The sequence below is a fragment of the Leisingera sp. McT4-56 genome (assembly GCF_020514995.1).
GTDB lineage: Bacteria > Pseudomonadota > Alphaproteobacteria > Rhodobacterales > Rhodobacteraceae > Leisingera > Leisingera aquaemixtae_A.
Map to the genome: position 1 here is coordinate 413,952 of NZ_JAJALF010000001.1, position 15,441 is coordinate 429,392.

Below are 15,441 nucleotides of genomic sequence, written 5' to 3' on the forward strand. Positions count from 1 at the left end.
CGGATAGAAACAAACCATGAACACTGCGATTTCCTCCATCCGCAACCTTGGCCCCGCCTATGAGGAGGCCTGCCTCCGGGCCGGGATTACCTCAGCTGAGGATTTGCGCGCGATCGGCGCCGATGCGGCTTATTCCAGGCTTTTGCAAACCGGCACCCGCCCGCATTTCATCGGATACTATGTGCTGGTGATGGCCCTGCAAGGGCGCCCGTGGAACGACTGCAAGGGCAAGGAGAAGGAAGAGCTGCGCAAACGTTTCGACGCGATCAAGGCGGAAGCCCGGCCGCAGCACAGCTCAAAGCTTTTGGCGGAACTGGACGCCATCGGCGTGCGCGCCACAGCGGCGGATCTCAAGACACTCTGAGGCCCGCCTGAAGCGGCCGCGGAAGCTGCTGGCCGCACCCTGAATGCACGGGATCCCCGCCGCCGGCAGCGCTTGCCCTGCAGCGAAGATGCAACCATTTGCCAGGTCCAGCCGTTGAGCACCCAACAAAAGGCACAACAATGGGAGTTCTGTCATGGACCTGATCCGCATCATCTTCGCCATCATTCTGCCGCCGCTGGGCGTGTTCCTGCAGGTGGGGCTTGGCAAGCATTTCTGGCTCAACATTCTGCTCACGCTTCTCGGCTACATCCCCGGCATCGTTCATGCGGTCTGGGTCATCGCACGGACGCCGAGCCATGCCTGAGCTGCCGGAACATAAGCAACAGCAACTGCAGACGCTAGAACGCCTCGCGCAGCGTATGGACCGCGCCTTCCGTATCCCGCTGGTCGGGGTGCGGGTCGGCTGGGACAGTATTGCGGGCCTGGTGCCGGGCATCGGCGATGCGCTTGCCCTGGTCCCTGCCGGATACATTCTTTACTCCGGCTATCGGATGGGGGCCTCAACCCCGGTGCTGGCGCGGATGGCTGCCAATATCGGGATCGATACGCTCATCGGCGCGATCCCTTTTGCCGGCGACCTGTTTGACGTGGTCTGGAAGTCCAACACCCGCAACACGGCCCTGCTCCGCCGCCATCTGGAAGAAAACGGCAATAAGGGTGAACCGCTGCCGAAACGCCTGGGACGGCGAAAGTTTTCCAGCCTGACCGAACCGCGGGAACTGCGGCTTTCTCCCGCCTGCACCGACAGTTCGAACTCGCAGCGGAAACAGCGCGTTATCCGCCGCCATCCGCTCGTCAGGCCCATGTAAACGCAAATAGTAGACACGAAAAAGGCTGCAACCCGCAGGCTGCAGCCCCTTTTTACCGGTTAAGCCTGAAGCTTAGCCGACCAGCTCGATGCCGGAGAAGAAGTAGGCGATTTCCACAGCAGCGGTTTCCGGTGCGTCGGAGCCGTGCACGGAGTTTTCGCCAACCGATTCAGCAAATTCGGCGCGGATGGTGCCGGCGGCTGCGTCTGCCGGGTTGGTGGCGCCCATTACTTCGCGGTTCTTGGCAATGGCGTTCTCGCCTTCCAGAACCTGCACAACCACCGGAGCGGAGGACATGAATTCGCACAGTTCGTCGTAGAACGGGCGCTCGGCGTGCACTTCGTAGAACTTGCCTGCCTGCTCTTTGGTCATGTGGATGCGCTTCTGCGCCACGATGCGCAGGCCGGCGTCTTCAAACTTGGCGTTGATCTTGCCGGTCAGGTTGCGGCGGGTTGCATCGGGCTTGATGATCGAGAAAGTGCGTTCCAGTGCCATGGGGCAGACTCCTGTGCTGAAAAGCCGGACGTCATGCCCGGCCCGTTACGAATTGCCGCCCCGATAGCATGGCTCTGTGACAGGATAAAGAGGGGATTGCGCAGCATTGACGCAGCTGCCGTTTCGGGGTTGCAATTACCTGATTAATTTTGTCAGGTAGCGCAGCGCGAACAGGTTTGAAACTTGAAACAAGGTTGAACAATGAAACCTGCATTTACTCTGATCGCCTGCCTTGCAGCCGCACCGGCCCTTGCCGCTGAAACTCCCCTGCCGATGACCTATGGATTGTTTGAAACTGCAATAGCCCACACTGACCTGGACAGCTGCCCCGCCCAGCTTGCGAAGGAGGGCACCTTTTGCCGCGCCACCCTGCGCCATGACGAAATCCATGTCTTCGCCTTCAGCCGCGAGGATGGCAACCCGCTGGTCGGCTTTGCCTCCTACTCCTTCGACGAACTCGCACAGCACTTGAACTAACACCTGCACCTAATGGGGCCGCAAGCCGCCGCCAGCGCCCTCCCCCATTGACAAGACCGCAGCACTGCCGCAGTGCTCCGTCCATGTTACGCATTCAGGACATTACTTATTCGGTCGAAGGCCGCCCGCTGATCGAAGGCGCCTCTGCCACCATTCCCACCGGACACAAGGTCGGGCTTGTCGGGCGCAACGGCACCGGCAAGACGACGCTGTTCCGGCTGATCCGCGGTGAGCTGGCGCTGGAGACCGGCAGCATTTCCCTGCCCTCCAAGGCCCGCATCGGCGGTGTCGCGCAGGAGGTGCCATCTTCCAATGCCTCGCTGACCGATACGGTGCTGGCCGCCGACACCGAACGCGCCGCCCTGCTGGCCGAGGCGGACAGCGCCACCGACCCGGCAAGGATTGCCGAAATCCAGACAAGGCTCTCGGACATTGACGCTTGGTCGGCTGAGGCCCGCGCGGCCTCCATCCTCAAGGGACTGGGCTTTGACGACGAGGACCAGAAACGCCCCTGCTCCGATTTCTCCGGCGGCTGGCGGATGCGGGTGGCGCTGGCTGCCGTCCTGTTTGCCCAGCCCGACCTGCTGCTGTTGGACGAACCGACCAACTACCTCGACCTCGAAGGCGCGCTGTGGCTGGAAAGCTACCTGGCGAAATACCCGCACACCGTGGTGATTGTCAGCCACGACCGGGGCCTGCTGAACCGGGCGGTGGGTGCGATCCTGCATCTGGAAGACAAGAAGCTCACACTCTACCAAGGCAACTACGACACCTTTGCCGAGACCCGTGCCGCCCGCATTCTGGCGGCCCAGTCCGAAGCCAAGAAGCAGGAGGCCCGCCGCGCCCACCTGCAAAGCTTCGTTGACCGCTTCCGCGCCAAGGCGACCAAGGCGAAACAGGCTCAAGCCCGCCTCAAGATGATCGCCAAGATGAAGCCGATCACCACCCCGCAAGAGGCCGCCCTGCGCGCCTTTACCTTCCCGGAGCCGGAGGAAATGTCGCCGCCAATCATCCATATCGAGGGCGGCATCACCGGCTATGGCGACACCGAAATCCTGAAGCGGCTGAACCTGCGCATCGACCAGGACGACCGCATCGCACTGCTGGGCAAGAACGGCCAGGGCAAGTCGACCCTGTCGAAGCTGCTCGCGGACCGGCTGCCATTGATGGCGGGCAAGATGACCCGGTCCTCCAAACTGCGCATCGGCTATTTCGCCCAGCACCAAGTGGATGAACTGTACGTCGATGAAACCCCGCTGGACCACCTGCGCCGCCTGCGCCCGGACGAAGCGCCGGCCAAATGGCGCGCGCGGCTGGCCGGCTTCGGCCTGGGGGCTGCGCAAGCGGAAACCGAAGTGGGACGGCTGTCCGGCGGCCAGAAGGCGCGGCTGTCGCTGCTGATCGCCACCATCGACGCACCGCATATGCTGATCCTTGACGAGCCGACCAACCACCTCGACATCGAAAGCCGCGAGGCGCTGGTGGAAGCGCTCACCGCCTACTCCGGCGCGGTGATACTTGTCAGCCACGACATGCACCTCCTCAGCCTGGTGGCAGACCGGCTGTGGCTGGTTTCGGACGGCACCGTCAAACCCTATGACGGCGACCTGGAAAGCTACCGCAACTTGCTGCTGGCGCGCGAAAAACCCGCCGCCAAAACCGAGGCGCCGAAACCCGCCAAGCCCAAACGCGCATCCCGCGATGTGCTGATCGCCCTGCGCTCCGAGGTCCGCAAATCCGAGGCGCGGGTGGAGAAGCTCAGCGAAATGCGTGAAAAGCTTGACGAAAAGCTGGCCGACCCTAGCCTGTACGAACCGGGCAAGGCGGCGGATATGGCGGTCTGGCAGAAAAAGCACGCTGAGTGCATCGAGGCGCTGGAACGGGCGGAAGGCCTGTGGATGGACGCGCTGGAAAAACTGGAGCAGGCAGAGGCACAATGATCGACACCGCATTCCTGATCACCTCCTTTGTGACACTGTTCGTGATCGTCGACCCGATCGGCTTGACGCCGGTTTTCATTGCGCTCACCCAAGGCATGTCCTCCGCCCGCCGCCGCTCCATCGCGCTGCGGGCCACCATTACGGCCGCGGTTCTTCTGGCGATCTTTGCTGCCCTGGGCGAGGCTGTGCTTGGCTTCATCGGCATTTCGATGCCCGCCTTCCGGGTGGCTGGCGGTGCGCTATTGTTCCTGACCGCGCTCGACATGCTGTTTGAACGCCGCAACAAGCGGCGCGAGGACCGCAGCGAGGAAGATGATTTCGACGACCCTTCCGTCTTTCCGCTGGCAATCCCGCTGATGGCCGGACCGGGCTCCATTGCGACCGTGATCCTGCTCTCCGGCCAGCAACCCGGCTTCACCGGTTTTGCCATGGTCATGGGCGTGGTGATCGCGGTGCTGGCGATTCTGCTGGTGATGTGCCTGTTCTCGGGCCTGTTCGAACGGATGCTGGGCAAGACCGGCATTACCGTCGTCACCCGCCTTCTGGGGATGCTGCTGGCGGCGCTTTCGGTGCAGTTCGTGCTGGACGGCCTGCGCGCCTTCGGGTTCGCAGGCTAGCATAACGCCCCGGCCCGCCTACATTATAATCAGGAGGTGAGCGCATGGGCGAATATGAAATCGGGCGGTTTATCTATCTGATCATCCTGCTGGTTGCGGTTGGGTCCTGGGTCTTTGTCCAGAACCGCCAGAGCATCGGCAAGACGCTGCAGATGTTTGCCGTGTGGGGCTTCATTTTCCTTGGCGTGATCGCCGCTTACGGGCTGTGGGAAGACATCCGCAAGACAGTGCGCCCGCAGCAGAGCGTCGCCATCGACGCAGGCCGGGTCGAGGTGCCGCGCGCACCCGACGGCCATTATTACCTGACGCTGGACGTGAACGGCGCCCCGGTCGAGTTCCTGGTCGACACCGGTGCCAGCCAGGTGGTGCTGAACGAACGCGACGCGAACAGCGCAGGGATCGACACCGGCAGCCTCGCCTATCTCGGCCGCGCCAGCACCGCCAATGGCGAGGTGCGCACTGCTTCTGTCTGGGTGGACGAGATTTCGCTGGGCGGCATCACCGACAAGCACGTCCGCGTCTGGGTCAACCAGGGAGAGCTGGAACAGTCCCTACTGGGCATGGGCTACCTGCAGCGCTGGTCCAGCATAGAAATCCGCGACGGCGCATTGCTGCTGACCCGCTAAGCACCGCAGCTCGCGAAGCTGTGAAGAGCAAAGATTGAGGCGGATCAAGGAACTGCCGCCGCATGCCCGCTAGATTGGAAGCCACCAATCCAATCAGAAAGGAGCAAGACAATCCCGTGACCGAAGACGAACTGAAGCAACTGCAGAACAGTTACAGCAAGCTGAAGGATGAAGCCGACAAGGTTCCCGCCTACTTCTACGACGCGTTGTTCCGCCACGCGCCTGAATTGCGCCAGATGTTCCGGGAAGACCTGGAAGGCCAAGGCATGAAGTTCATGACCACGCTGGGCGTCATTCTGGCCAAGCTCAATGATGAGGGCGCCGTGAGCTCGCAATTCCAGCAACTCGGCAAGACCCATGCGTCGCTTGGCGTCCTGATCCCCCACTTTGCCCCGATGGAGGAAGCACTGATCGACACGCTGCGCCATGCCCTGGGCAAGGAGATGACACCGGAACTGGAAGCCTTATGGCGTGAAGCCTTCGAAAAGATTGCCGAACAGATGATCCAGCGCGGCAATATCCCAAGCAGCTGACCCTGGCCCCGGCGGCGGCGTTATCCGTTGCCTGGCTCAGCTGTAATGAACCCTTTGACGGGGTAGACCCGTCCGAACGCGCCCGGATAGCTTTCCAGCCGGACAGCGGACCAGTCATTTTTTTCGGACACATCAACCACGGCCATGCCGAGCGAGATCTTGTTGCGGTGCCAGTTGGCGTGGTTGACCCGTATCCTGCGTGAATCTTCGACCTTGGAGACCACTGCGACATGGCCCAGCGGGTTGGACCGGGTTGCGCTGAATGCCATCACGGCCCCTGGCTGCGGTTCCTGGCTGCGGGTGAACTGGTTCTTGGCCTGCGCCCACCAGGTCTTGGCATTGCCGAATATCTCAATACCGCTGGCGTTGCGGGCAAATGGCACACACCAGACCCGGCGGCCCTTGGATTGAAGGAACTGAACTTCCTGAACCGCATACTCCAGCCGCGCCGCCTCAGCTTCCGCCCGGCTCACCGACCCGTTTTGCACATCACCGCAATTGGCCAGGAAAAGAAGGCCCGCTCCGGCAAAAGGAAGCAGCCGCAGCCGCTTGACAGCACGTTGAAAAATCATCCGTCCCCCCAGTGTCCTGGTCGCGTCATCCGGTTATCCGGATTTTGATGGCCGCAGGCTTAATGCCCGGGTGACAAAAAATCGAGAGATTGTTGCCCGAGTGAAACAATTCACACAGGCCATCGGCAGATTTCTGCCAACCGCAGGTCCGGAACCCGGATATCCGCCTATTTCTCAGCCTTCTTTTCCCAGCGGCCGCTTTCCTCTGACCAGTACTGGGCGGAACAGCCTGCATCAGTCAGGCTCTTCCACTGGGTGCGGGCATGCTGGACGGCCTCGGGGTCGGTGCCGTCGAACAGAATGCAGACGCGTTGCAGCGCCTGCACCTCCTCGGCGCTGACGGCAGCGCCGTCCACCGCCATTACGCAATCAGGCGAATTGGCCGCCTCGGGTCCTGCCGTCAGCAGGATCGGCTGCAATGCATCATGCGGGCCGCCCGCCAGACCATGGGCCAGAAAGCTTTCCTCCGGCCCCTGCCACAGGCGGTCGTCCAGCCAGGCCATGCGCTCAGGGTCGCGCCCGCGCACGGCGATGCGCCAGCCCGCCCCGCGCGCCTTGTCCAGCAGCACCGGAAGCGTCTCTTCCAGCGGCCTGCGTGTCAGATGGTAAAAGTAGGCAGCCCCCATGGGTGCTTATTCCGCCTCGAACTTGTCCGCGACCAGGCGGTTCAACGCCATCACACCCCAGCCGGTCGCACCTTTGGGCGCGTAATCCGTATCCTTGCTGACCGAGGCCACCCCCGCGATGTCTAGGTGGATCCACGGCATGCCGTCCTTGATGAACCGCTGCAGGAACTGCGCTGCGGTGATCGAGCCGGCCGGGCGGCCGCCCACGTTCTTCATGTCGGCAATCCGCGATTTCAGCTGCTCGTCATAAGCCTTGCCCAATGGCATCCGCCACGCGCCCTCATCCTCTGTCCTCGCGGCTTTCAGGAAGGCGTTGCAAAGGTCATCGTCGTTGGAGAACACACCTGCATTCTCATGCCCCAGCCCGATAATGATCGCGCCGGTCAGCGTCGCTAGATCAATCACGCCCGCAGGCTTGAACCGCTCCTGCGCATACCAGAGCACGTCGCACAGCACCAGGCGGCCTTCGGCGTCGGTGTTGATGACCTCCACCGTGTCGCCCTTCATGGATTTTACCACGTCGCCGGGGCGGGTCGCATTGCCGGAAGGCATGTTCTCCACCAGCCCGACCAGGCCGACCACATTTGCCTTGGCCTTGCGCAGCGCCAGCGCTCTCATGGTGCCGGCCACCACGCCGGCGCCGCCCATGTCCATGGTCATCTCTTCCATGCCCGCTGCCGGTTTCAGGGAGATGCCGCCGGTGTCAAACACCACGCCCTTGCCGACCAGCGCCAGCGGCGCGGCATCCTTGGCACCGCCCTTCCACTGCATCACCGCCACCTTGGAGGGGCTGTCAGAGCCCTGTCCAACGCTCAGCAGCGTGCGCATGCCCAGCTTCTCCAGATCCGCCTCTTCCAGGATCTCCACCTCCAGGCCGATATCCTTCATTCCCTCGATACGACGGGCAAATTCCGTGGTGGTCAGCACGTTTGCGGGCTCGTTGACCAGGTCACGGGTCATATGCACGCCCTCGGCCACTGCCAGCAGCGGCGCGCAGGCGGCCTCCAGTTCCGACGGCGATTTCGAGGCGATCACAACTTCACCCTCGGGCTTATCCTCCTTCGGCGACTTGTGGTTATCGAAAGCATAATCCCGCAACGCCATGCCCAGGGCCAAGTCGGCGGCCTTGTTCATGCTGCCCGCCATTACCGTCAGCCGCTTTCCCCTGGCGCCCCTGACCAGCTTGGCACCGGCCTGGCGCGCCTCCACCGGGGTCAGCTTGCGCGGCAGCACCAGAACGTCCAGCGCTTCCGCTTGCATGCCCGCGGGCCAACTCAGGGATATCACATCCCCTGCCTTGGCCTTTTTGAAACCTTCCGAGTCGATCAGCCGGGCAATGGCGCCCTTGGCCAGCCGGTTGGCGCTGCGCGCGGCCTGATCCATGCTGCCTTCCGGCGTCACCATTACCGCCACCCGGCCGGTCATCTCCGCCAGCGACTTGGGATCGTATTCGGCAAAACGGATCGGGGTAAGGCTGCTCATTTTTGCGCACTCCTGCTGAAATCATTTGGTTCTTGGCACCAGAGGTATCCTGCGCAGCAGCGCTTGGAAAGACCCGGCTGCGCAGCGCTTCTGCCCGCGGTCCGCCGCCGATCTGCAATCCGTGCGAGAATGCAGTTTTCCCCGCCAGCCAAATCCACTAAGGTCCGGCAAAATAACAATGCCAAGGTCTTTGGGGGGATCGGGTGTCACGCTACGACAGATATGTGCTGTCACAATACCTGCTCTTCTTCAGCTTTTTCGCGCTGATTCTGGTGGCCGTGTTCTGGGTCAACCGGGCTGTTGTGCTGTTCGACACGCTGATCGGCAATGGCCAGTCCGCGCTGGTGTTCCTGGAATTCACCGCGCTCACCCTTCCGAATCTGATCCGCATGGTGCTGCCGATTGCCGCCTTTGGCGCCGCTGTCTGGGTGACCAACCGGCTGAACGGCGAAAGCGAGCTGACCGTGCTGCGCGCCACCGGCACCAGCCCCTGGCAGATGGCCCGGCCTGCACTGGCCTTCGGCGTTATCACCGCGCTGATGATGTCGGCACTGACCCATTACCTGCTGCCCGCCTCGATCAGCCAGCTGGAAGTGCGCGAAAGCGAAGTGTCCCGCAACATCACCGCCAAACTCCTGAGCGAGGGCGACTTCCTACACCCGGCGGATGGCCTCACCTTCTATATCAGCCAGATCGACACCGACGGCACGCTGAACGACGTCTTCCTGTCAGACCGCCGCGACCCGGCAGTAACAGTGACCTATACCGGTGCGCGGGCTTATCTGGTGCGTGACGGCGCCAATGCGCATTTGATCATGTTAGATGGCATGGCACAGCGGCTTGAACACGGGACCCAGCGCCTGTCCACTACGTTCTTCTCGGATTTTTCATATGATATCAGCAGCCTGGCCCGCGAAGCTGAGAATCCCTCCCGCAACATCCGTGCCATTCCCAGCCTGGAGCTTATGAACCAGACTGCGGCGATCACGGAAAACGACGGCCATTCCCCCGGCGCCCAGGCAGAGGAGCTGCATCTGCGCTTCGCCCGCGCGCTGGTCTGCGTCGCAGTTACGCTGATTGGTTTTTCCACGCTGATGCTGGGCACCTTCTCGCGCTTCGGGGTCTGGCGGCAGGTCTTCCTGGCCTTTGTCATGCTGATCTTCATCGAAGGGATGCGCGGCGTGGTGTCCGAACCGGTTCTCCGGGACCCCAGCCTTTGGCCGCTGATCTACCTGCCTACCATCCTGGGACTGGCGGTGGCGCTGATCTTCCTGGTTCTGTCGGCCCGCCCGAAACGGATCAGGGCCCGATCCCCGGAGGCCGCCGGATGAAACTGGATATTTATTACGCCCGGCGCTTCACGCAATGGTTCCTGGTCATCGTTGCGGTGCTCATGACTCTGGTGGTGCTCATCGACCTGAATGAGCAGATCCGCCGCTTCGAGAAAGTTGACCTCAGCCTGGCGCAGCTGGTCGGGCTGACTTTGCTGAACGTGCCCGCCGCGCTTTCGGAATTTCTGCCGCTGATCATGATCCTTAGCACCATCGTTCTGTTTGTCGGTCTGGCCCGCAGCAGCGAGCTGGTGGTGACCCGCGCCATCGGCCGCTCCGGCATCCGGGCGCTGGCGGCACCCGTGCTGGTGGCAGCGGCCATCGGCGGCCTGGCGGTCACCATGCTGAACCCGATCGCGGCGGCGACCGCCAACCGCTATCAGGATCTGGCTGAGACCTATCACAACGGCGGCCCCTCTGCGCTGTCTCTGTCGGGTGAAGGCCTTTGGCTGCGACAGGGCGGCGCCCGCGGCCAATCGGTCATCCACGCCAAAGGCTACAGCGGCGATGCGGCGGATATCACCCTGTTCGACCTCTCGATCCACACCTATACCAACGCCGGCGGCCCGGTGCGCCGCATCGTTGCCGAAAGCGCCCGGCTGGACGGCAGCAACTGGGTGCTGACCAATGCCAAGGCCTGGCCGCTGACAGCAGGCATCAATCCGGAAACCAATGCCGCACAGCACGAGGAGCTGCGGCTGCCGACGACCCTGACGACCGACCGCATCCGGGATACGCTGGGATCTGCCAGCGGCATTTCGATCTATGACATGCCCTCCACCATCCGGGAACTGTCTGCCGCCGGGTTCACCACCAAACGCTATGAGGTCCGGTTCCAGTCGGAACTGGCGCGGCCTCTGTTCCTGATTGCGATGGTTCTGGTCGGGGCCTCCTTTACCATGCGCCACACCCGTTTCGGCGGCACCGGCCTGGCGGTGCTCATGGCGGTTCTGTTGGGTTTTGGGCTTTATTTCATCCGCAATTTCGCGCAAATCCTTGGCGAGAACGGGCAAATTCCGGTGGCATTGGCCGCCTGGGCCCCGCCCGCCGCTGCAATACTTTTGACTTTGGGACTGCTTCTCCATGCTGAAGACGGGTAATCTGCGCCGCGCACTGCTGCTGTCTGCCGTGCTGCCCTGGCTGGCGCTGTCCGCTCCGGCCCCGCAGGCTCAGACCGCCGGTCCCGCCGATCCGGCGCAGCCCGCGATGTTGGTGGCGGACCAGGTCTTTATCACCCCCGACCGCACCCTCGTGGCCGAAGGCAATGTCGAGGCCTTTCAGGGCAACATCCGCCTGCGCGCGCAGAAAATCACCTTTGATCAGGAAACCGGCACCCTTCAGATCGAGGGCCCGATCCGTATTGATCAAGACGGTGACATGACGATTCTGGCCAACGCCGCCGAGATGGACAGCGGCCTGCGCAACGGTCTGCTGACCGGCGCCCGCATGGTGTTTGAACAGCAACTGCAGCTGGCCTCCGCGCAAATGACCCGGGTCAGCGGCCGCTATACCCAGCTCTACAAGACCGCAGTCACATCCTGCCATGTCTGCGAGGACGGCCGCCCGCCGCTCTGGCAGATCCGCGCCGAGCGCGTCACTCATGACCAGCAGGAGCGCCAGCTCTACTTTGAAAACGCGCAGCTGCGGGTGCTGGATGTGCCGGTGTTCTATTTCCCGGCATTCCGGCTCCCGGATCCTTCGCTGGAACGAACCAGCGGCTTTCTGATCCCCTCCTTGCGTTCGACCTCGAACCTCGGCACCGGGATCAAGGTTCCTTACTTCTTTACCCTCGGCCCGCACAAGGACCTGACGCTGGCGCCCTATGTCTCTTCCAGCACACGGACATTGGATCTGCGCTACCGCCAGGCCTTCCGCAACGGCCGGATCGAGCTCGAAGGCGCCTATACGCGGGACGACCTGTATCCGAACGAGGACCGGGGCTACTTCTTCGGCAAGGGCCGTTTCAATCTGCCGCGCGATTACCGTTTCACTTTTGACATCAAGACGGTGTCCGACGACGCTTACTTGTCCGACTACGGCTTGCCGGACCTCGACCGTCTGCGCTCGCGTGCGGAACTGGTACGGATCCGGCGTGACAGCCTGTTCCTGACGTCGCTGTCCCATTACAAAACCCTGCGCGACAGCGAGATTCAGAGCGAAATCCCCTCCGGCATTGCCGAGGCCTTCTACCAGAAACGCTACTTCCCCAGCCTAACGGGCGGTGAACTGCGGCTGACGCTGCAGGGGCATGGCCACCACCGCAGCTCCAGCCTGGAAGGAAATGAAACTGCCAGCAACGGCCGTGACGTGGCCCGGCTGACTGCGGATCTCGGCTGGCGCCGCAGCTGGCAGCTTGGCTATGGCGCGCTGGCTGAAGCCGAACTTGGCGCTGCCGGCGATGCGGTCCGCGCCTACGATGACACCTTTTTCACCGAAGATGTCACCCGGCTGACCCCGCGCGGCGCCCTCACCTTCCGTTTGCCGATGACCCGCCGCGAAACCAGCGGTGCAACCCAGTATTTGGAGCCGATCCTGCAATTGGGCTGGCGCGACGAAGGCGGCGGCAATGTGGTCAGCGAGGAAAGCCGCTTCATTGAATTCGATCAGGGCAACCTGCTGTCGCTGTCGCGCTTTCCGTCAAACGACGCGCGTGAAGACGGCTTCACCCTGGTCTACGGCGCCAATTGGGCACGCTACGCCCCTGACGGCTGGCAGGCTTACGCCACCGTCGGCCAGGTGCTGCGCAGCGATGGCGACCCCCGCTTCACCAAAAGCTCCGGTCTGGGCGGCACCACTTCGGATATCCTGATGGCCGGCCAGATCAAGTTTGGTGAGCGGCTGGCGATTTCCAGCCGCGGCCTGCTCAACGGGTCGCTGAATTTCTCCAAGGCCGAATTGCGCGGCGAGTGGCGCACGGACCGGGCCGGTCTGTCCGGCACCTACCTGTGGCTGGGCACCGATCCCGCAGAGGAACGGGAAAAAGAGACCTCTGAGCTTTACGTCACCGGCCGCTACAGCCTCAACCCCAACTGGTCGGCCCGCGCCCGTCTGCGGTATGATATCTCTGACGCCCGCGCCACCCGGGCAGGCCTGGGCCTGGCCTATAGCAACGAATGCGTGACGGTCGACCTTTCGGTCAGCCGCCGCTATACCTCAACAACAAGTGTTGAGCCGACAACGGATTTCGGCTTTACCATCTCCCTCAGCGGATTTTCCGTGAAGAGCGGCAACAAACAGTACAGGCGGTCATGCAGCAAGACGTGAAAACCCGGTTCCCGGCTCCCTTCCTCTCCCGTGCTTTCAAATCCGCAGCTGCAGTTGCGCTGGCCGCGGGTCTTTCTCTGACCGGCCTGCCCGCCGCTTCGCAGAACCTCTTTGCCCCGGCGATCACGGTGAATGACGAGGTCATCACCCGCTACGAGCTGGAACAGCGCGCCCGCTTCCAGGCTGCGCTTCGGGTGCCTGGAGATCCGCTGGAAACCGCCCGCGAGGAACTGATCAACGACCGGCTCAAGCTGGAAGTGATGGAACAGGCCGGCATCCAGTTGTCCGAGGAAGACATCACCGCCGGCATGGAGGAGCTGGCCGGGCGCGCCAACCTGTCGCTGAACGAATTCCTGACCGCGCTGCAGCAGCAAGGGGTGGCGCCTCAGACCCTGCGCGATTTCACCAAGGTCGGGCTCGGCTGGCGCGAATTCACCCGCGCCCGCTTCCTGTCCCGCGCCAGGCCCACACCAGAAGAGATCGACCGCGCCATGGGCAGTGCAGGCACCGGCAGCGTTCAGGTGCTGCTGAGCGAGTTCATCGTGCCGATCAACGAGCAGAACGCCGCCCAGGTCGAAGAGCTGATTGAGCAGGTTGCGCAGCTAAAATCCTACGACAGCTTCTCTACGGCAGCGACCCAGTATTCCGCCGCAGCCAGCCGCAACGAGGGCGGCCGCCTGCCGTGGATGCCGTTGACCAAACTGCCGCCGCAGCTTCAGGAAGTCGTGCTGGCACTGCAGCCCGGCGAAATTTCCGAACCGATGCCGCTGCAAAACGCTGTTGCGCTGTTCCAGATGCGCGGCGTGCGCGAGGTCGAGGGTGCAGCTCCGCAGTATTCCGCAATTGAATATGCCAGCTTTTACCTGCCCGGCGGGCGGACACCCGAGACCCTGGCCGCTGCCCGGAACGTGGTGAACACTGTCGACACATGCGAGGATTTTTACGGCCTTGCCAAGGGCCAGGACCCCTCGGTGCTGGAGATCCAAAGCCTGCCGCCCGCTGACATCCCCCGCGACATCGCGCTGGAACTGGCCAAGCTGGATCCAGGTGAAACTTCCACTATGCTGACCCGCAACAACGGCCAGACCCTGATGGTGCTGATGCTCTGCGGCCGCACCGCCGACCTCGGCGAGGGCGCCTCGCGCGAGACGGTGGCCAATGCTCTCACCGCGCAGCGTCTGACCTCGCTGACAGACAGCTACCTGGAGCAGCTGCGCGCCGACGCCCGGATTGACATCAAATGACCCGCTCCGGGCCTATTGCTCTCAGCTGCGGCGAGCCCGCAGGTATCGGCCCGGAAATCGCCGTCAAGGCATGGGAAGCTTTGCGGGACAGCTGCCCGTTTTTCTGGATCGGCGACCCGCGGCATCTGCCCGAAAACACGCCTTTCAAGGAAATCTCCGCCCCGTCAGAGGCCGCCGCAGCAAGTGCCGTCGGCTTCCCCGTCCTGCCGCTCGCTTTCAGCGGCAGCGCCGCCAAGGGCACGGCCGACCCGGCCAACGCCGCAGGGGTGATCCAATCGATTGAAACCGCTGTGAGACTGGTCCAGGCTGGCGAGGCCTCAGCCGTCTGCACCGCCCCCATTCACAAAAAGGCACTGATCGACGGCGCAGGCTTTGCCTATCCCGGCCATACCGAATTCCTCGCCGCTCTGGCGGGCCGCAGCCGGGTGGTGATGATGCTGGCCAGCGAGCAGTTGCGGGTGGTGCCCGCCACCATCCATATCGCCCTGGCTGACGTTCCCAAAACCCTGACGCCGGACATCCTGCGCGAAACCATCGAGATCACCGCCGCCGGCCTGCGGGACCAGTTCGGCATCGCCGCGCCCCGCATCGCTGTTGCGGGGCTCAACCCGCACGCCGGCGAAGGCGGCGCAATGGGACGGGAGGAACTTGACTGGATCAACGGACTGATCAGCAAAATGCAAGGTGAAGGGCTGGCTGTCACCGGCCCGCATCCGGCGGACACCATGTTCCATGCTGCCGCCCGCGCCCGCTATGACGCGGCGGTCTGCATGTATCACGATCAGGCGCTGATCCCGATCAAGACGCTGGATTTCGACCGGGGTGTAAATGTCACCCTGGGCCTGCCGTTCATCCGCACCTCCCCCGATCACGGCACCGCCTTTGACATCGCCGGCACCGGACAGGCCAATCCCTCCAGCCTAATTGAAGCGCTGAAGCTGGCACAGGCCATGGCCGCCAGCACTTGATTCTTCCTCTTGCCGGAAATATCCCCGCCGGAGGCATGAAAATTCCGGCGCGCCGCCCGCGCCATGTTCCAG

At 63.0% G+C, this 15,441-nt stretch carries 17 protein-coding genes; 13 read left to right on the forward strand and 4 right to left on the reverse strand.

The window, feature by feature from the left end; genetic code table 11:
• The first annotated feature begins 16 nt into the window (after nucleotides 1-16).
• From LHL23_RS01950 to LHL23_RS01960, 3 genes are all read left to right on the forward strand, one after another.
• Nucleotides 17-364, forward strand: coding sequence for a TfoX/Sxy family protein (locus tag LHL23_RS01950; protein ID WP_226428599.1), 348 nt, complete (start codon nucleotides 17-19; stop codon nucleotides 362-364).
• A gap of 154 nt (nucleotides 365-518) precedes the next feature.
• Entirely contained in the window at nucleotides 519-689 is a 171-nt protein-coding gene (locus LHL23_RS01955) for a YqaE/Pmp3 family membrane protein (RefSeq protein ID WP_222475375.1), read from the forward strand.
• A complete protein-coding gene (locus tag LHL23_RS01960) occupies nucleotides 682-1,194 on the forward strand; it encodes a DUF4112 domain-containing protein (protein WP_226428600.1) in 513 nt (170 codons plus the stop codon). The genes LHL23_RS01955 and LHL23_RS01960 overlap by 8 nt, the downstream gene beginning before the upstream one ends.
• Nucleotides 1,195-1,266: 72 nt before the next feature.
• Here the strand turns inward: LHL23_RS01960 and ndk are convergent, their stop codons facing one another.
• Complete coding sequence (ndk, locus tag LHL23_RS01965) at nucleotides 1,267-1,689, reverse strand: nucleoside-diphosphate kinase (protein ID WP_222475373.1); 423 nt, start codon at nucleotides 1,687-1,689, stop codon at nucleotides 1,267-1,269.
• 201 nt (nucleotides 1,690-1,890) lie between these two features.
• Between ndk and LHL23_RS01970 the strand changes: the two genes are divergently transcribed.
• From LHL23_RS01970 to LHL23_RS01990, 5 genes are all read left to right on the forward strand, one after another.
• Nucleotides 1,891-2,166, forward strand: a complete 276-nt coding sequence (locus LHL23_RS01970) for a hypothetical protein (protein ID WP_226428601.1) — start codon at nucleotides 1,891-1,893, stop codon at nucleotides 2,164-2,166.
• An 83-nt stretch (nucleotides 2,167-2,249) separates the two neighbouring features.
• The gene (locus LHL23_RS01975; RefSeq protein ID WP_226428602.1) at nucleotides 2,250-4,106 is read left to right on the forward strand and encodes an ABC-F family ATP-binding cassette domain-containing protein; all 1,857 of its coding nucleotides are present in this window, start codon (nucleotides 2,250-2,252) and stop codon (nucleotides 4,104-4,106) included.
• Nucleotides 4,103-4,723, forward strand: coding sequence for a MarC family protein (locus LHL23_RS01980; RefSeq protein WP_226428603.1), 621 nt, complete (start codon nucleotides 4,103-4,105; stop codon nucleotides 4,721-4,723). Before LHL23_RS01975 ends, LHL23_RS01980 begins: the two co-directional genes overlap by 4 nt.
• 44 nt (nucleotides 4,724-4,767) lie before the next feature.
• A complete protein-coding gene (locus LHL23_RS01985) occupies nucleotides 4,768-5,349 on the forward strand; it encodes a retropepsin-like aspartic protease family protein (protein ID WP_226428604.1) in 582 nt (193 codons plus the stop codon).
• 116 nt (nucleotides 5,350-5,465) lie between these two features.
• On the forward strand, nucleotides 5,466-5,882 hold the full coding sequence (locus tag LHL23_RS01990) for a globin domain-containing protein (RefSeq protein ID WP_222475366.1): 417 nt from the start codon (nucleotides 5,466-5,468) through the stop codon (nucleotides 5,880-5,882).
• Nucleotides 5,883-5,902: 20 nt separating this feature from the next.
• Here the strand turns inward: LHL23_RS01990 and LHL23_RS01995 are convergent, their stop codons facing one another.
• The 3 genes from LHL23_RS01995 to LHL23_RS02005 all read right to left on the reverse strand — a co-directional run bounded on the left by LHL23_RS01995 (nucleotide 5,903) and on the right by LHL23_RS02005 (nucleotide 8,562).
• Nucleotides 5,903-6,454, reverse strand: coding sequence for a CHAP domain-containing protein (locus LHL23_RS01995; protein WP_226428605.1), 552 nt, complete (start codon nucleotides 6,452-6,454; stop codon nucleotides 5,903-5,905).
• 167 nt (nucleotides 6,455-6,621) lie between these two features.
• Entirely contained in the window at nucleotides 6,622-7,080 is a 459-nt protein-coding gene (locus LHL23_RS02000) for a DNA polymerase III subunit chi (protein ID WP_226428606.1), read from the reverse strand.
• A 6-nt stretch (nucleotides 7,081-7,086) separates the two neighbouring features.
• Entirely contained in the window at nucleotides 7,087-8,562 is a 1,476-nt protein-coding gene (locus tag LHL23_RS02005; RefSeq protein ID WP_226428607.1) for a leucyl aminopeptidase, read from the reverse strand.
• Between the two features lie 203 nt (nucleotides 8,563-8,765).
• On the opposite strand from LHL23_RS02005, the gene lptF reads away from it, so the two are divergent.
• Genes lptF through pdxA form a run of 5 tightly spaced genes read left to right on the forward strand, consistent with a single transcriptional unit; the run spans nucleotide 8,766 to nucleotide 15,369 of the window.
• Nucleotides 8,766-9,893: an LPS export ABC transporter permease LptF gene (lptF, locus tag LHL23_RS02010; RefSeq protein ID WP_226428608.1), complete on the forward strand. Its 1,128-nt coding sequence runs from the start codon at nucleotides 8,766-8,768 to the stop codon at nucleotides 9,891-9,893.
• The gene (gene lptG, locus LHL23_RS02015) at nucleotides 9,890-10,993 is read left to right on the forward strand and encodes an LPS export ABC transporter permease LptG (protein ID WP_222475359.1); all 1,104 of its coding nucleotides are present in this window, start codon (nucleotides 9,890-9,892) and stop codon (nucleotides 10,991-10,993) included. Before lptF ends, lptG begins: the two co-directional genes overlap by 4 nt.
• The gene (locus tag LHL23_RS02020) at nucleotides 10,977-13,157 is read left to right on the forward strand and encodes an LPS-assembly protein LptD (RefSeq protein WP_226428609.1); all 2,181 of its coding nucleotides are present in this window, start codon (nucleotides 10,977-10,979) and stop codon (nucleotides 13,155-13,157) included. Before lptG ends, LHL23_RS02020 begins: the two co-directional genes overlap by 17 nt.
• Nucleotides 13,142-14,401: a peptidylprolyl isomerase gene (locus LHL23_RS02025; protein ID WP_226428610.1), complete on the forward strand. Its 1,260-nt coding sequence runs from the start codon at nucleotides 13,142-13,144 to the stop codon at nucleotides 14,399-14,401. Before LHL23_RS02020 ends, LHL23_RS02025 begins: the two co-directional genes overlap by 16 nt.
• Nucleotides 14,398-15,369 carry a 4-hydroxythreonine-4-phosphate dehydrogenase PdxA gene (gene pdxA / locus LHL23_RS02030; RefSeq protein WP_226428611.1) on the forward strand — a complete coding sequence of 324 codons (972 nt, stop codon included), beginning with the start codon at nucleotides 14,398-14,400 and terminating at the stop codon, nucleotides 15,367-15,369. Before LHL23_RS02025 ends, pdxA begins: the two co-directional genes overlap by 4 nt.
• Nucleotides 15,370-15,441: the final 72 nt, after the last annotated feature.

Bases quoted from the DNA above. Each gene is read 5' to 3' on its own strand.
- LHL23_RS01950 (WP_226428599.1), top strand. From the start codon at position 17: ATGAACACTGCGATTTCCTCCATCCGCAACCTTGGCCCCGCCTATGAG.
- LHL23_RS01955 (WP_222475375.1), top strand. From the start codon at position 519: ATGGACCTGATCCGCATCATCTTCGCCATCATTCTGCCGCCGCTGGGC.
- LHL23_RS01960 (WP_226428600.1), top strand. From the start codon at position 682: ATGCCTGAGCTGCCGGAACATAAGCAACAGCAACTGCAGACGCTAGAA.
- ndk (WP_222475373.1), bottom strand. From the start codon at position 1,689: ATGGCACTGGAACGCACTTTCTCGATCATCAAGCCCGATGCAACCCGC.
- LHL23_RS01970 (WP_226428601.1), top strand. From the start codon at position 1,891: ATGAAACCTGCATTTACTCTGATCGCCTGCCTTGCAGCCGCACCGGCC.
- LHL23_RS01975 (WP_226428602.1), top strand. From the start codon at position 2,250: ATGTTACGCATTCAGGACATTACTTATTCGGTCGAAGGCCGCCCGCTG.
- LHL23_RS01980 (WP_226428603.1), top strand. From the start codon at position 4,103: ATGATCGACACCGCATTCCTGATCACCTCCTTTGTGACACTGTTCGTG.
- LHL23_RS01985 (WP_226428604.1), top strand. From the start codon at position 4,768: ATGGGCGAATATGAAATCGGGCGGTTTATCTATCTGATCATCCTGCTG.
- LHL23_RS01995 (WP_226428605.1), bottom strand. From the start codon at position 6,454: ATGATTTTTCAACGTGCTGTCAAGCGGCTGCGGCTGCTTCCTTTTGCC.
- LHL23_RS02000 (WP_226428606.1), bottom strand. From the start codon at position 7,080: ATGGGGGCTGCCTACTTTTACCATCTGACACGCAGGCCGCTGGAAGAG.
- LHL23_RS02005 (WP_226428607.1), bottom strand. From the start codon at position 8,562: ATGAGCAGCCTTACCCCGATCCGTTTTGCCGAATACGATCCCAAGTCG.
- lptG (WP_222475359.1), top strand. From the start codon at position 9,890: ATGAAACTGGATATTTATTACGCCCGGCGCTTCACGCAATGGTTCCTG.
- LHL23_RS02020 (WP_226428609.1), top strand. From the start codon at position 10,977: ATGCTGAAGACGGGTAATCTGCGCCGCGCACTGCTGCTGTCTGCCGTG.
- LHL23_RS02025 (WP_226428610.1), top strand. From the start codon at position 13,142: ATGCAGCAAGACGTGAAAACCCGGTTCCCGGCTCCCTTCCTCTCCCGT.
- pdxA (WP_226428611.1), top strand. From the start codon at position 14,398: ATGACCCGCTCCGGGCCTATTGCTCTCAGCTGCGGCGAGCCCGCAGGT.